Annotated in this window: 15 protein-coding genes; 7 read left to right on the top strand and 8 right to left on the bottom strand. The window is 69.0% G+C overall.

Annotated features, from left to right (window positions below; genetic code table 11):
- The coding region (gene ftsY, locus HV742_RS27220) for a signal recognition particle-docking protein FtsY (RefSeq protein ID WP_437340606.1) at positions 1 to 1013 on the top strand (1013 nt) is incomplete at its 5' end.
- Positions 1014 to 1146: 133 nt separating this feature from the next.
- On the opposite strand, the gene HV742_RS27215 is transcribed toward ftsY, so the two are convergent.
- From HV742_RS27215 to HV742_RS27185, 7 genes are all read right to left on the bottom strand, one after another.
- Complete coding sequence (locus tag HV742_RS27215) at positions 1147 to 2805, bottom strand: CYTH and CHAD domain-containing protein (RefSeq protein ID WP_175146858.1); 1659 nt, start codon at positions 2803 to 2805, stop codon at positions 1147 to 1149.
- A 349-nt stretch (positions 2806 to 3154) separates the two neighbouring features.
- A complete protein-coding gene (gene phnE, locus HV742_RS27210) occupies positions 3155 to 3979 on the bottom strand; it encodes a phosphonate ABC transporter, permease protein PhnE (protein ID WP_049076129.1) in 825 nt (274 codons plus the stop codon).
- A complete protein-coding gene (gene phnE, locus HV742_RS27205) occupies positions 3976 to 4875 on the bottom strand; it encodes a phosphonate ABC transporter, permease protein PhnE (protein ID WP_175146857.1) in 900 nt (299 codons plus the stop codon). Before phnE (HV742_RS27205) ends, phnE (HV742_RS27210) begins: the two co-directional genes overlap by 4 nt.
- Complete coding sequence (gene phnC, locus HV742_RS27200) at positions 4875 to 5645, bottom strand: phosphonate ABC transporter ATP-binding protein (RefSeq protein ID WP_175146856.1); 771 nt, start codon at positions 5643 to 5645, stop codon at positions 4875 to 4877. The genes phnE (HV742_RS27205) and phnC overlap by 1 nt, the downstream gene beginning before the upstream one ends.
- Positions 5646 to 5650: 5 nt before the next feature.
- Positions 5651 to 6658, bottom strand: a complete 1008-nt coding sequence (gene phnD / locus HV742_RS27195; RefSeq protein WP_049076124.1) for a phosphate/phosphite/phosphonate ABC transporter substrate-binding protein — start codon at positions 6656 to 6658, stop codon at positions 5651 to 5653.
- 213 nt (positions 6659 to 6871) lie between these two features.
- Positions 6872 to 7687, bottom strand: coding sequence for an IclR family transcriptional regulator (locus tag HV742_RS27190; RefSeq protein ID WP_049076122.1), 816 nt, complete (start codon positions 7685 to 7687; stop codon positions 6872 to 6874).
- 10 nt (positions 7688 to 7697) lie between these two features.
- Complete coding sequence (locus tag HV742_RS27185; RefSeq protein WP_049076120.1) at positions 7698 to 8504, bottom strand: HAD-IIB family hydrolase; 807 nt, start codon at positions 8502 to 8504, stop codon at positions 7698 to 7700.
- A gap of 146 nt (positions 8505 to 8650) precedes the next feature.
- Between HV742_RS27185 and ribBA the strand changes: the two genes are divergently transcribed.
- The 6 genes from ribBA to HV742_RS27155 all read left to right on the top strand — a co-directional run bounded on the left by ribBA (position 8651) and on the right by HV742_RS27155 (position 13246).
- Positions 8651 to 9826, top strand: a complete 1176-nt coding sequence (gene ribBA, locus HV742_RS27180; RefSeq protein WP_049076118.1) for a bifunctional 3,4-dihydroxy-2-butanone-4-phosphate synthase/GTP cyclohydrolase II — start codon at positions 8651 to 8653, stop codon at positions 9824 to 9826.
- 10 nt (positions 9827 to 9836) lie between these two features.
- On the top strand, positions 9837 to 10367 hold the full coding sequence (ribH, locus tag HV742_RS27175) for a 6,7-dimethyl-8-ribityllumazine synthase (RefSeq protein WP_006391339.1): 531 nt from the start codon (positions 9837 to 9839) through the stop codon (positions 10365 to 10367).
- Complete coding sequence (gene nusB / locus HV742_RS27170; protein WP_049076116.1) at positions 10336 to 10827, top strand: transcription antitermination factor NusB; 492 nt, start codon at positions 10336 to 10338, stop codon at positions 10825 to 10827. Before ribH ends, nusB begins: the two co-directional genes overlap by 32 nt.
- A 238-nt stretch (positions 10828 to 11065) precedes the next feature.
- A complete protein-coding gene (gene thiL, locus HV742_RS27165) occupies positions 11066 to 12031 on the top strand; it encodes a thiamine-phosphate kinase (protein WP_175146855.1) in 966 nt (321 codons plus the stop codon).
- Positions 12032 to 12176: 145 nt separating this feature from the next.
- Positions 12177 to 12683, top strand: coding sequence for a phosphatidylglycerophosphatase A family protein (locus HV742_RS27160; RefSeq protein ID WP_049076110.1), 507 nt, complete (start codon positions 12177 to 12179; stop codon positions 12681 to 12683).
- On the top strand, positions 12680 to 13246 hold the full coding sequence (locus HV742_RS27155; protein ID WP_059272562.1) for a CinA family protein: 567 nt from the start codon (positions 12680 to 12682) through the stop codon (positions 13244 to 13246). The genes HV742_RS27160 and HV742_RS27155 overlap by 4 nt, the downstream gene beginning before the upstream one ends.
- Before the next feature lie 69 nt (positions 13247 to 13315).
- On the opposite strand, the gene pyrF is transcribed toward HV742_RS27155, so the two are convergent.
- Complete coding sequence (gene pyrF / locus HV742_RS27150) at positions 13316 to 14134, bottom strand: orotidine-5'-phosphate decarboxylase (RefSeq protein ID WP_175146854.1); 819 nt, start codon at positions 14132 to 14134, stop codon at positions 13316 to 13318.

Below are 14134 nucleotides of genomic sequence, written 5' to 3'. Positions count from 1 at the left end.
TGGCATCGCCGCCCGCCGTCACGCCTCCGGCGCCGGTCGCCGCTGCCCCCGCCGCCATCGCGCCGGCGCCCGCCGCGCCCGAGCCGGAAGCGGCGCCCAAGAAGGCGTCCTGGCTGTCGCGGCTCAAGCAGGGCCTGTCGCGCACCGGCCAGAGCATTGGCGGCATCTTCGTCGGCGTCAAGGTCGACGAGAACCTGTTCGAGGAACTCGAATCGGCGCTCATTATGGCCGATGCCGGCCTGGAAGCCACCGAGAAGCTGCTGACCGCGCTGCGCGCGCGGGTCAAGAAAGAGCGCATCGAGGACCCCGCCAAGGTCAAGGCCGCGCTGCGCCAACTGCTGGCCGATCACCTGCGTCCGCTGGAGCGCGCCTTCGACCTGAAGCGCACGCAGCCGCTGGTGGTGATGATCGCGGGCGTCAACGGCGCCGGAAAGACCACGTCCATCGGCAAACTGGCGCACACCTTCCAGCGCCAGGGCGCCAGCGTGCTGCTGGCCGCGGGCGACACCTTCCGCGCCGCCGCGCGCGAGCAACTGATCGAGTGGGGCAGCCGCAACAACGTCACCGTGATCTCGCAGGATGGCGGCGACCCGGCGGCGGTGGCGTTCGACTCGGTTAATGCCGGCCGCGCGCGCGGCATGGGCGTGGTGATGGTGGACACGGCCGGCCGCCTGCCGACCCAGCTGCACCTGATGGAAGAACTGAAGAAGATCCGCCGCGTCATCGGCAAGGCCGATCCGGCCGCGCCGCACGAGGTGCTGCTGGTGGTGGACGGCAACACCGGCCAGAACGCGCTGGCGCAGATCCGCGCGTTCGACGCGGCCATCAACCTGACGGGCCTGGTCGTGACCAAGCTGGACGGCACCGCCAAGGGCGGCACGCTGGCGGCGGTGGCGGCGGGCAGCCAGGGCGTGCGGCCGATCCCGGTGTACTGGATCGGCGTGGGCGAAAGCCTGGAAGACCTGCAGCCGTTCGTGGCCGACGAATTCGCCGGGGCCTTGCTGGCCGACTGATCCGTCCCGCTGATACCGGCACGGGCCTCGCGCCCGGCGCTGAAAACACCGCGCCCCACGTCTGCTGCATCGCAGGCGTGGGGCGCGGTGTTTGCGGCGGTCGCAAACGCGGTCCGCGAGGGACCGCGCCGCCTTACTTCCAGAATGGCTTGCTGCTTGCCAGGTCGTCGAAGGCGCGTTGCGCATCCACCGCCAATTCGTCCAGGCGCGCGCTGATCCAGCCCAGCGCGAACCAGGCCTGTGGATGCGTGGCCGTACACGACTCGTAGTAGTCCTTGGCCACGGCCAGGTCGTTGATTTCGCCCAGGATGTCCTGCACCCGCGACAGCAGCTTGCGGTAGCCGCGCAGCTTGCTCGGGGGCAGCAGCGATTCGGCGAAGGCCAGGCTATAGCGCAGGCGCTTGCCGCGCTTGCGCAGCTCGTGGCGCGTGGGGATGTCGAGCGTGGCGAACTGGGTGCCCTGGTCGGCCACCTTGCTGTGCCAGCGGTGCAGGCGCCGCGCCAACTGCTTGTGCAGTTGCTGCGGATCGGGCTCGGGCGCCAGCATGGGGATGATGGTGGGCTTGACGCTGGGGCCGGCGATGCCGCCTTCCAGGCGGATGGCGGGTTCGGGCGCCGCGTCGCTGGGCATGCCGTTGGCGACGGGCAGGCCGTCGCTGGTGGGCAGCGCGGGTGGCACGTCCAGGCTCCATTCCAGCAGTTCCAGCAGCCAGGCCTGGAAGGCCTTGCCGCCGGCGATGGCGCGGGCGTCCTGTTCGGGCGGCGCGGCCTCCATCGGGATGACCGGCATGCCGGCGCGCATCAGCGCGGGCGCCACGGTTTCGTTCAGCACGTCCTGGTCGCGGTTGGCGCCGAAGGCGGCGAAGTGGGCGCGCACGCCTTGCATGATGGCCTCGGGGATCGGCCCGATCCAGCCGTCGAACAGCTTCCAGGCCGACCGCAGGCGGCGGATGCCCACGCGCAGCTGGTGCACGTGCTCGGAATTGCCGGCGCGGTACACGCCTTCGGTGTCCACTTCGGCCAGCACGGCCGCGTTGCGGGCGATCTGGTCGAGGCATTCGGCGGCGATGCGGCCCATGGCCTGCGCCGCCGTCATGTCCTCGCGCAGCTTGACGGACGCGGCGCCGCGCGGCGCCCAGAACAGGGCGATGGCCTGGGCGCGGCGGCTGTCGAGGTCGTCGCCCGGGACGGCGTCGACATCGGCCAGGCGCTGCGCCAATTGCGCCAGCGCGTCGCCGCGCTCGGACTTGCTGCGCGGGTCCAGCACCAGGTTGTGGCGCTGCTGCCAGCCGCGCGCGACCGCGAAGATGGCGGCGGGGCGGCCCGAGACCAATTCGAATTCCAGCTCGGAGATCGGCAGCTCCAGCGCGCCGGCGCGCAGGATGCCGGTGTCGTAGGCCAGTTCGACGGTGCCGTAGCGCGTGCGCACCTTGCGCAGCATGCGCTGCACGTCGGTTTCATAGCGCAGGCCGAGTTCACCCTTGATGGCGGCCAGGGCGGCCTCGACCTCGGTGCCGGCGTAGACCGACAGGTCGAGCACGGGGCCCGGGCGCGGGTGGTTCAGTTCGATGCGGGTGATGGCGTTGATGCCGGGCATCTTCAGCGTCTGCACCCAGTCGCGGCCTTCCTGGCGCAGGCGGATGGCGATGCGCGCGCGGGCCAGTTCACGCTCGGGCGTGTCGAAATACATCGCATGCAGGCGGATGCGCGTCGCCTCGCGTTGCTTGATCTCTCGCAGCACGGCCTGGCGCGAAGCCGTGGGCACGTGCAGTTTCAGTTCCTGTTCCGACATGGCGGCGGGTGTCCAACGGCAAAAGCCGAGATCTTAATCAAACGGGGCGGGCGGTTTGATGACCGGTCATATTTATTTCACAAACGCTCACACGGAGCATAGACGCGGTTGCGGTGCATCAACAATCATCCTCGCGTCAGGCGCCGCACATTTTCCGCTTTGATTGCGTCCGCTCAATGACCCGGGCAGGCAGAGACGCGACCGGGGCGGGCTTTCAAATTGTAAATTCCCGGGCGGGGCGTGCCTCGGCGGGCCGGACGCGCGCGGGGCGGCAGGCTGCCCCGCGCGAGACGGCCAAAAAAAACCGCCCGTTGCCGGGCGGCGCAAAGGAACGTCGGTTGCGGGCGCGTCAGAGGATGCGCTTGCGCGCCTGCGTGATGAGGATCTCGGCCAGCACCACCACCACGAAGATGGCGGCCAGCACCAGCGCGACGCGGTCCCACTGGAACAGGTTGAGGGCGGTGTCCAGCGCCATGCCGATGCCGCCGGCGCCCACCAGGCCGAGCACGGCCGATTCGCGCACGTTGATGTCCCAGCGCAGCAGCACGATGGACCAGAATGCCGGGCGGATCTGCGGCCAGTAGGCGTACCAGATCACCGAGGCCTTGCTGGCGCCGGTGGCGGTGACGGCCTCGATCGGGCCGCGCTGCGCTTCCTCGATCGCTTCGCCCACCAGCTTGCCGACGAAGCCGATGGAACGGAACGCGATGGCCAGCGTGCCGGCCAGCGCGCCGGGGCCGAAGATGGCGATGAACAGCAGCGCCCAGACCAGCGAGTTGACCGAGCGGCTCGACACCAGGACCAGGCGCGCGAGCATGTTGATGGTCTTGCTGGGCGTGAGGTTGTTGGCCGCCAAGAGGCCCACGGGCACCGCCATGACGACCGACAGGATGGTGCCGAGCGTGGCGATGTGCAGGGTCTCGATCAGCGCGTCGTGCACGCCGCCGCGATAGTGGGCCCAGTCCACCGGCCACATGCGCTGGAACAGGTCGGCCATCTGTTCCGGCGCGTCGTACAGGAACTCCGGGATGATCTCGACGCCGCGGATGGCCTGCACGATGGCGGCCACCAGCAGCAGGTAGAGGGCGAAGCGCAGCAGCCGCTGGCCCAGGCTGTAGCGGTGCCAGACGCGCGGCGCGTTGGCGGCGGGCAGGGTGGGGGCGTGCGTGTTCATTGATCCGCCTCCGCCTTGCGCGCGGCCTGGTAGGCTGCCTTCGAGGCGCTCGAACCGATGCCGCGCGCGCCGGCGAAGCGGCCCCGCAGGATGCGGTCGAAGCCCAGGTTGTCCAGGAACACGGCGCGCACGAAGCCCGCCAGGATCTCGCCCAGCATGATGATGGCGATGAGCGTCAGCAGGATGGCGCTGACGAAGTCGTAGTCAAAGCGCTGGAAGGCCGAGAACAGCGTGCCGCCCACGCCGCCGGCGCCGACGATGCCGACCATGGTGGAGTTGCGCAGGTTCGAGTCGAACTGGTAGGTGGCAAAGCCGATGAAGCGCGCGAACACCTGTGGCAGCACGCCGAAGGCGAGCACGTTGGCGAACGAGGCGCCGGTGGCGCGCACCGCTTCGACCTGCTTGAGCGAGATTTCCTCGATGGCCTCGGTGAACAGCTTGCCGATGAAGCCGATCGAGGCCACCGTCAGCGCCAGGATGCCGGCCAGCGCGCCAAAGCCCACGGCCTTGACGAACAGGATGGCGACGATCACCGGATGCAGCGCGCGGCACAGCGCCACGATCGAGCGCGCCGGCCACGAGACCCAGGCCGGCATCAGGTTGCGCGCGCCCAGCAGGCCCACGGGCAGCGCGAACAGGATGCCCAGCACCGAGGCCAGCACGGCGATCTCCAGGCTTTCGGCGATGCCCTTCCACAGCGTGGCGGGCTTCTCGAAATTGGGCGGGAACATGCGCGCCAGGAAGGTCGAGGCGTGGCCCATGCCGCTTTCGAAGCGGGCCCAGCTGAAGTCCAGCTGCGCGGCCGCGTAGACCGTGTACAGCACCAGCAGCAGCACGCCGGCCTTGGCGCGGCCGGACAGCGCGAAGGGACGCGGGTGGGACGAACGCGGAGTCATTACGCCAGCCAAGACTCGCCTCCGTAGATGGTCTTGAGCATGGCGGCGTCCAGGCCTTGGCCGTTGCCGTCATAGACCACGTGGCCGCCGGACATGCCAACGATGCGGCCGGCGTAGCGCCGCGCCAGTTCGACGTCATGGATGTTGACGATCACGGGGATGCCGCTGGCGTCGCCCTGCGCCGCCAGCAGCTCCATGATTTCGACCGAGGTCTTGGGGTCGAGCGACGAGGTCGGCTCATCGGCCAGCAGCAACTGCGGGCGCTGCATCAGGGCGCGGGCGATGCCCACGCGCTGGCGCTGGCCGCCCGACAGGGCGTCGGCGCGCTGGTCGGCGAAACCCGCCAGGCCCACGGTATCGAGCAGTTGGTAGGCGTGCTCGATGTCCTCGGCCTCGAAGCGGCGGGTCCAGGCCTTGAAGGCGCCGGTGTAGCCCAGCCGTCCGGTCAGCAGGTTTTCCATCACGGTCAGGCGTTCGACCAGGTTGTATTCCTGGAACACCATGCCGATGCGCCGGCGCGCGCGCCGCAGCGACGCGCCACGCACCCGGGCCAGGTCGACCGCGCCATCGCCGGACTCCAGCACGATCTGGCCGCGGGTCGGCTCGATCAGCCGGTTGATGCAGCGCAGGAGCGTGCTCTTGCCCGTGCCGGAGGGGCCGATGATGGCGGTCAGGCCGCGTCCCGCGATCTGCAGGTCGATGCCGTTCAGTACCGGCCGGCCGGCCCGGTATTCCTTGACCAGGCCGGAAATGCGTAGCGACGTCGTCATGCTGATTACTTCTTGCTCTTGGCGGATTCGCGGTCGTAGGCGGCGCGGTTGAAGCTTTCGCCGCCGGATTCGGCGACCTGGCGCACGATGGCCCAGTCCTTCTGGTAGGTCACCGGGTAGAAGCGGTCGGCGCCGTCGAAGGCCTTGGACATCTCGGCCGGGAAGCGGTAGTCATAGAAGCACTTGAGCATCTGGTCGCGGAACTTCGGCTCCAGGTCGTGCGCGTAGGCAAACGACGAGGTGGGGAATTTCTCGCTCTTGTAGATGACGCGGAAGTCGGCTTCCTTGACCTGGCCGCGCTCGATCATGCGCTTGAACACGTCCGAGGCCACGGCGGCGGCGTCGTAGTCGCCCGAGTTCACGCCCATGACGGACTGGTCGTGCTTGCCCGAGAACACCACCTTGTAGTCCTTGTCGGGCGTCAGGCCTTCCTTGGGAAACAGCGCCACGGGCGCCATGTGGCCGGAGTTCGACGACGGCGCGGTGTGCGCCAGCTTCTTGCCCTTGAGGTCGGTGAGCTTCTGGTACGGGCTGTCTTTCTTGACGATGACGATCAGGTTGTAGCCCTGGAAGCCGTCGGCGTAGCCCTTGACGGCGAACGGCACCGCGCCGGCGATGTTCACGGCGAAGGCGGTGGGGCCGGTGGAGAAGCCGCCCACGTGCAGGCGGCCCGAGCGCATGGCCTCGATTTCGGCGGCGTTGCTCTGCACCTGGTAGAACACCACGCGCTTGCCGGTGCATTCGGACAGGTGCTTGGTGAACGGCTTGAAGATGTCTTCATACACCGCCGGGTCTTCCACCGGGGTGTAGGTGAACACCAGGGTCGATGGCGTCTTGAGCTTGGCCGGATCGGTGGGCGTGTCGGCCACCAGGTCCTTGTTGGCGTCGCAGTAGTTCTGGTCCAGGTCGCCCCGGTTGGGGCAGGTGTCTGCGGCGTGGGCGGTGGACGCCCCGAACGTCCCGAACACGAGCGCGGCCAGCGAGGCCGCTTGCAGGTGACGCAATGCGCGCATCGTATGTCTCCTCTTATAGGTCTGAATATGACTAGTAACTGAATTCAAACATACAAGCGCCAGGGGCACACTCGGGAAAGTCCCTGTGTTTCTTTTCGGGTTTTGTTCGTTTTGTTCGCTTTGAGTTCGCTTTTGCGCGAACGGCGCGGCGGCCACGCGAGCGGATCGGGGGATCCGTCGCGCGGCTCGCGGCTCAGGCGGGAGGAGGGAAGGTCAGGCGCGGTAGCCCAGCTTGCGCGAGATCTCGTGCGCGCAGGCCAGCAACGGACGGGCGATGGCGCCGTCCCAGGACACGTCGAACAGGCCAGTGGGGCCCAGGCTGGTCAGCGCCAGCACGATGTTGCCGGTGTTGTCGAACACCGGCACCGACAGGGCGTCGACGCCCGGCAGCGGGTTGCCCAGGGCGCGGGCCATGCCGTGCACGCGGATGTCCGCCAGTTGCGCTTCGATGTTGGCGCGGCTGGCCTTGCGCGGCGGCGGCACGCTGGCGATGACGGCGGTGTCGCCTTCCTCGCGGGCGATGTAGTGCTCGCTGACCTTGGGCGGCAGCCAGGCCGCGAACACCAGGCCAGTGGCGGTGTGCAGCATCGACATCACGGTGCCCTTGCGCATGTTCACGTGCACCGGATAGCTGGCCTCGGTCATGTGGATCATGGTGGGGCCGTGCGAGCCCAGCACCGCGATGCCCAGCGTGTGGCCGATCTCGGATTGCAGTTTGGCGATCTCGGGCATGGCGATGCGCACCGGATCCAGCCGCTGCAGGCTGACCAGGCCCATCTGCAGCGCGAACGGCCCCAGTTCGTACTGGCCGGTGATGCTGTCCTGCTGCACCAGGCCGACGCGGATGAAGCTCACCAGGTAGGGGTGGGCCTTGGCCGAGGTCATGCCGGCGCCGGCGGCCAGGTCGCGCAGGGTCAGCGGCTTGGCGGCATCGACCAGGGCGGCCAGCAGCGGCACGCCCACTTCGATGGACTGGATGCTGCGGCGGCCGTCATTGGCGGCGGGGGCGGCGGGTTTGGGGGTGGCCACGGTGGGAGCCTCAGGCGGTGACGGCGCGGGCGGCCAGCAGGCGGTCGGCCATCTCGGTGAAGCCGGCGCCGCCGTGGAACGCGGCCACGTAGGCGGGGCGGTGCGTCAGGCGGTGCAGTTGCGACTGGATGTTGGCCACGCCGACCGAGACGGGGAAGTAGGCGAACATCGGTTCGTCGTTGGGCGAGTCGCCGATGAACAGGGTGCTGTCGAGCGCGCTGGCCACGTCGATGCCGAATTCGCGCTGGAACAGGGTGCGCGTCATGGTCAGCTTGTCGTAGTCGCCGAACCAGCCGTTGACGTGGATCGAGCTGACCTTGGCCTGGGCGCCGGCGTCTTCGAAGATGCGCACGATGCGGCCGATGTCGGCCTCGGGCAGGGGCGGCACGTCCTCGCAGAAGTCGATGGCCAGGTCGGCCACGCGGTAGTCCTGGTCGCTGGCCACGGCGGCGCCGGGCACCTCGGCCAGCACCCGGTCGCGGATCGCGTCGAGCTTTTTGCGGCTGGCCTGGCGCGAGGCCGCGTCGGTCCAGTAGTGCGTGACCATGCGGCGCGCCTGGCGGTCGTAGGCGTAGTAGAACGCGCCGTTCTCGCCGACCACCGCGCGCACCGGCCACATGCGGGCGATGTGGTCGCACCAGCCGGCCGGGCGGCCGGTGATCGGCACCACCTGGATGCCGGCCTGTTCCAGGCGTTCCAGGGCGGCGTAGGCGTCGGCGGGCAGCCGGCCTTCGGTGGTCAGGGTGTCGTCGATGTCGGTGAGCACGACGCGGATCCCCGCCGCGACGGTCAAAGGCATGGCCGCAAGGGCTTGCATGGCGTTTTCCTTGGTTTTATGGGGTGTTCTCCGGCCGAAAGTTTAACCGGATGGCCCTGTTTGGGCGGGGGCGGCGCGGGCCGGTAGGGGATATGGCGCCGGGGGCGGTAAAATCCGGGCTTTCCCGCCTGGTTTGCGTGCCCGCCATGTCCGTCCAGTTGTCCCCGTTGCCCGGCTCCGAGCCGGAATCCTTCGATATTGCCTCGGTCGCCGAGATCATCGCCGAGCTGCGCGCCGGCCGCATCGTCATCCTGGTTGACGAAGAAGACCGCGAAAATGAAGGCGACCTCGTCATGGCCGCCGAGTTCGTCACGCCAGAGGCCATCAACTTCATGGTGACCCACGGCCGCGGCCTGGTGTGCCTGACCCTGACCGAAGAACGCTGCCGCCAGCTGGACCTGCCGCTGATGGCGGCCCGCAATGGCACGCGATACGGCACCAATTTCACCCAGTCGATCGAGGCCGCCGAAGGCGTCGAGACCGGCATTTCGGCCGCCGACCGCGCCCGCACCATCCAGGTGGCGGTGGCGCGCGACGCCAAGCCGTCCGACCTGGTCCAGCCCGGCCACATCTTCCCGGTGCGCGCCGTGCCCGGCGGCGTGCTGGTGCGCGCCGGCCACACCGAGGCCGGCTGTGACCTGACCGCCATGGCCGGCCTGACCCCGGCCGCGGTGATCTGCGAAATCCTCAAGCCGGACGGCACCATGGCGCGCCTGCCCGACCTGGTGCAGTTCGCCCGCGAGCACGGCCTGAAGATCGGCACCATCGCCGACCTGATCCAATACCGCAGCGAGCACGAATCCATCGTCAAGCGCGTCGGCAAGCGCAGCATGCAGACCGCCTGGGGCACCTTCGAGGCCGTGGCCTATGAAGACGCCGCCACCGGCTCGGCCCACCTGGCGCTGGTGCATGGTACCGTGGCGCCAGACGTCGAGACCCTGGTGCGCGTGCACGAGCCGGCCTCGGTGCTGGACGTGCTGGATACCGGCGCCAGCCCGCACAGCTGGGGCGTGGCGCAGGCCCTGCAGGCCATTTCGCAGGCGCCGGCCGGCGTGCTGGTGCTGATGAACTGCCAGTCGTCCACCGAACACCTGTTCGCGCAGATCGCCGGCTGGAGCGACCCCAAGGCCAATGCCAACCCCGCCAACGCCGACCGTTTCGGCCTGCGCACCTATGGCATCGGCGCCCAGATCCTGCGCGACCTGAACGTGGGCCAGATGAAGCTGCTGGCCCGGCCGCGCAAGATGCCCAGCATGGCGGGCTTCTCGCTCACCATTACGGGTTACGATTGCGACCCTCCGAACACTCCCGCAACACACTGAAGGCCGACACATGAACCCTTACATCCTCACCCCCGACCTGAACGGCGAAGGGCTGCACATCGGCATCGTACGCGCCCGCTTCAACGAAGAGATCGGCCAGGCCGAACTCGAAGCGTGCCTGAAGGAACTGGCCGAACTCGGCGTGGACGAGCGCGACGTGATGGTCGCCACCGTGCCCGGCGCCCTGGAACTGGGCGTGGCCCTGTCGCACATGGCCGAGACGTTCGAGTTCGACGCCCTGATCGCGCTGGGCGCGGTCATCCGCGGCGAGACCTATCACTTTGAAGTGGTCAGCAATGAAATGGCCACTGCTATCACCCGCATCTCCCTCGAGACCGGCATCCCGGTCGCCAACGGCGTGCTGACCGTGGACACCGACGAGCAGGCGCAAGCCCGCGCCGCCGGCAAGGGCCGCGACTGCGCCCAGGTGGCCGTCGAAATGGCCAACCTGGTGGCGGCCCTGGAGCCCGAGGAAGAAGACGAAGACGACGAAGACGAGGACGAAGATTTTGACGACGAAGAAGACGACGACCAGCGCTGATAGCGCGGCGCAAGCCCGCGCCAACGCCCGCAGCGCGCGCCGCCGTGCGCGCGAATTCGCGCTGCAGGGCGTGTACGCGTGGCTGCTGCGCGGCGGCGAAGGCACGCAGGACGCCGGCGAGATCGACGCCCATCTGCGCGACACCGAGGACTTCTCCGAGGCTGACGCGCAGTGGTTCAAGACCTTGCTGCATGGCGTTCTGCGCGAAGCGCCCGCGCTGCGCGAGCGTTTCACGCCTTACGTCGACCGTCCGCTGGCCGAGCTGTCGCCGGTCGAGCATGGCATCCTGCTGATCGGCAGCTTCGAACTGATCCATCACGTCGAAGTGCCGTACAAGGTCGCCATCAACGAAGCCGTGGAACTGGCCAAGTCGTTCGGCGGCACCGACGGCTTCAAGTTCGTCAACGGCGTGCTCGACAAGCTGGCGGCGGACGTGCGCTCGCATGAAATGAAGAAGTAGATACCCCCCCGAAGCGCTGCGCGCTTCCCCCCCAGGGGGGCGCCGCTGCGGACCGGCGGAGCCGGATCCGCGCGGCCCGGGTCTGGGGAGGCACTTTTTTTTGGATCGGTCTCCTTTCTTTCGGAGCTACCTTTCCGTTCCTTTGGTGCGGGCCTCTCTTTGGCGCGAATCTTCCCTTGGAGCGTCGCTCCTGCCGGGGGGGCAATACCGGCGCATTGCGCCGGACTGCGGAGTTGTCGTGGCGTCCGAATTCGATCTGATCGCGCGCTATTTCACGCGCGCCGCGCCGGCGGGGCTGTTGGGCGTGGGGGATGACTGCGCGTTGTTTCCGGTGCCGGCCGGCGAACAGGTGGCCACCAGCACGGATCTGCTGCTGGAAGGCCGGCATTTCTTTCCCGATGTCGATCCGAAGGCGCTGGGGCACAAGGCCCTGGCGGTGAACCTGTCGGACCTGGCCGCCATGGGCGCGCGGCCCATTGGTTGCGTGCTGGGGCTGGCGCTGCCGCGGCTGGATGAGGCGTGGCTGGCGGCGTTTGCCGAGGGATTCCATGCGCTGGCGCAGGTCCATGGCTGCCCGTTGATCGGCGGCGACACCACCCGCAGCGCCCATGACCTGGCCATCAGCGTGACCGTGTTCGGCGCCGTGCCGGCGGACGCCGCGCTGCGCCGCGACGGCGCGCGGGCGGATGACGATATCTGGGTGTCCGGCGAACTGGGCGCGGCCGACGTGGCCTACCGCCTGCTCGACGGGCAGTATCCGGCCGACGCGGCGCGGCTGGCCGCGACCCGCGGCGCGCTGGAGTGGCCCGAGCCGCAAGTGGCGCTGGGCCTGGCGTTGCGCGGCATCGCGCATGCCGCCATCGATATTTCCGACGGATTGTTGCAGGACCTCGGCCACATCCTGGCGGCCAGCCGGGTGGGGGCGTTGCTGCATGAAGACCGCATGCCCGTGGCCGCCGTGCTGGCCGGCATGCCCGCTGACGTCGTGCGCCAAGCGGTGCTGGGCGGCGGCGACGTGTACCAACTCTGCTTCACCGCGCCGCCCGCCCGCCGCGACGCCGTGCGGGCGGCCGCGCAGGCGGCCGGCGTCCGCGTGACGCAAGTGGGCAATATCGTGGCCGAGCCGGGATTGGTGCTGCGGGACGCCGCCGGGCAGCCGTTGGCACGATTGCCCGCCGGCTTCGATCACTTTCCCTCGGTCTGAGAGCGCCGGCCTTGCGCCGGACGCAGGCAAACCCTGTCACAATCGCTGCCACGGTTGTTTCCTGAACGCCATCCTTCCCATCGGCCTTATCCCCGCCACTCCCGGGCCCTTATCCATGTCGTCCTCTTCCCCTCATTCCCCGTCCATGCGCGAACGCTCGCGCGCGGTCTATCCCGCGCTGTCCTGGGTGTGCCGCGATCCGGGCCGCCTGATCGCCTTCGGTTTCGGCAGCGGCCTGATCCGCCCCGCCTCGGGCACCTGGGGCACGCTGCTGGCCTGGCTCATCTGGGTCGCCGCCGCGCCGGCCGCGTCGGACCTGGCCATCGGCATCTTCCTGGCGCTGGCCTTCCTGTACGGCTGCTGGGCCTGCGACCGCGTCGGCCGCGAACTCCAGCAGCCCGATCATGTCGGAATGGTGTGGGACGAGATGGTGGCGTTCTGGCTGGTGCTGTGGCTGACGCCGGCCGGCTGGTTGTCGCAGGCGCTGGCGTTCGTGCTGTTCCGCACGTTCGACATCGTCAAGCCGCCGCCCATCAAGTTCTTCGATGCCCGCCTGAAGGGCGGTTTCGGGGTAATGTGGGACGATATCGTCGCGGCCGGATACGCCTTGCTGATCATGGCGCTGGCCGTGCGCACAGGAGTCTTGGGATGAACCAGCAACACGAAAACCCGCGGTCCAATCTGTCGGCTGAACAACTGGCGCAGGCCACCGTATACGGGCTGGCCGAGCGGCTGGGCGACACGCTGCGGCGCCTGGGGTTAGTGCTGGGCACCGCCGAATCCTGCACCGGCGGGCTGTTGGCGGGCGCCGTGACGGCGGTGGCCGGATCCAGCGAGTGGTTCGACCGTGGCTTCGTCACCTACAGCAACGACGCCAAGGTCAGCGAACTGGATGTGTCGCCGGACGCCTTGCATCACTTCGGCGCGGTCAGCGAGCCGGTGGCGCTGGAGATGGCCAACGGCGTGCTGCTGGCATCGCCGGCGGCGCAGGTGGCGGTGTCCACCACCGGCATCGCCGGTCCGGGCGGCGCCACGCCGGGCAAGCCGGTGGGCATGGTGTGTTTCGGCTTCGCGCAGCGGGTCGGCGACGGCATCAGCAGTCGCGCCGTCACCCATGTGTTCAGCGGCGACCGTGCCCAGGTGCGCCAGCAGGCGGTCGAATTCGCGCTGCGCGGGGTGCTGGAACTGCTGGGGGCGCCGGTCAACCGGCGTTGAGGAAGAGCGCGCGCGCAATGGCGCGGTCCAGGGATACCGCGGGAGCCGCCTGGCCCCCGCGAGCGCCGCTCAGCGCACCGCGTTGATCGCGTCGCGCAGGCCGCGCGCGGCCTCGCCGGCGGCCTGGCGCCAGTCATCGCCGCCGCTGGCGTAGATGATGGCGCGCGACGAGTTGATCATCATGCCGTTGCGCGCGGCGTTGGCGCCGGCGTTGACCGTGGCGGTGATGTCGCCGCCCTGGGCGCCGATGCCCGGCACCAGCAGCGGCACCGCGTCGCCGATGCGCTGGCGCACCGCGGCCAGCTCGTTCGGGAAGGTCGCGCCCACCACCAGGCCGCACTGGCCGTTGGCATTCCATTTGTCGGCCACCAGCCCCGCCACGTGCAGGTACAGGGGCTCGCCGTTATCCATTTTGAGGAACTGCAGGTCCGACCCGCCGGGGTTGGAGGTGCGGCACAGCACGATCACGCCGCGGTCGCGCCAGGCCAGGTAAGGCTCGACCGAGTCCAGGCCCATGTACGGGCTGACCGTCAGCGCGTGCGCCTGGTAGCGCTCGTAGGCTTCGCGGGCGTAGTTTTCGGCGGTGGAGCCGATGTCGCCGCGCTTGGCGTCCAGCACGATGGGCAGGTCGGGGTGCTTGTCGCGGATGTGCTGGCACAGCGCTTCGAGCTGGTCTTCGGCGCGGTGCGCGGCGAAGTAGGCGATCTGCGGCTTGAAGCTGCAGGCGTAGGGCGCGGTGGCGTCGACGATGTCGCGGCAGAACTGGAAGATCGCGTCCGGCTTGCCCTGCAGTTCGCGCGGAAAGCGCTGCGGGTCGGGGTCGAGCCCGACTTGCAGGAGCGAGTTGCTGGTGGTCCAGGCGTGTTCGAGTCTTTGGAGGAAATTCAT

Source organism: Achromobacter ruhlandii (assembly GCF_902859695.1).
GTDB lineage: Bacteria > Pseudomonadota > Gammaproteobacteria > Burkholderiales > Burkholderiaceae_B > Achromobacter > Achromobacter ruhlandii.
Note: the sequence above shows the minus strand (reverse complement) of the source record. Positions and strands in the feature narration are given on the sequence as shown.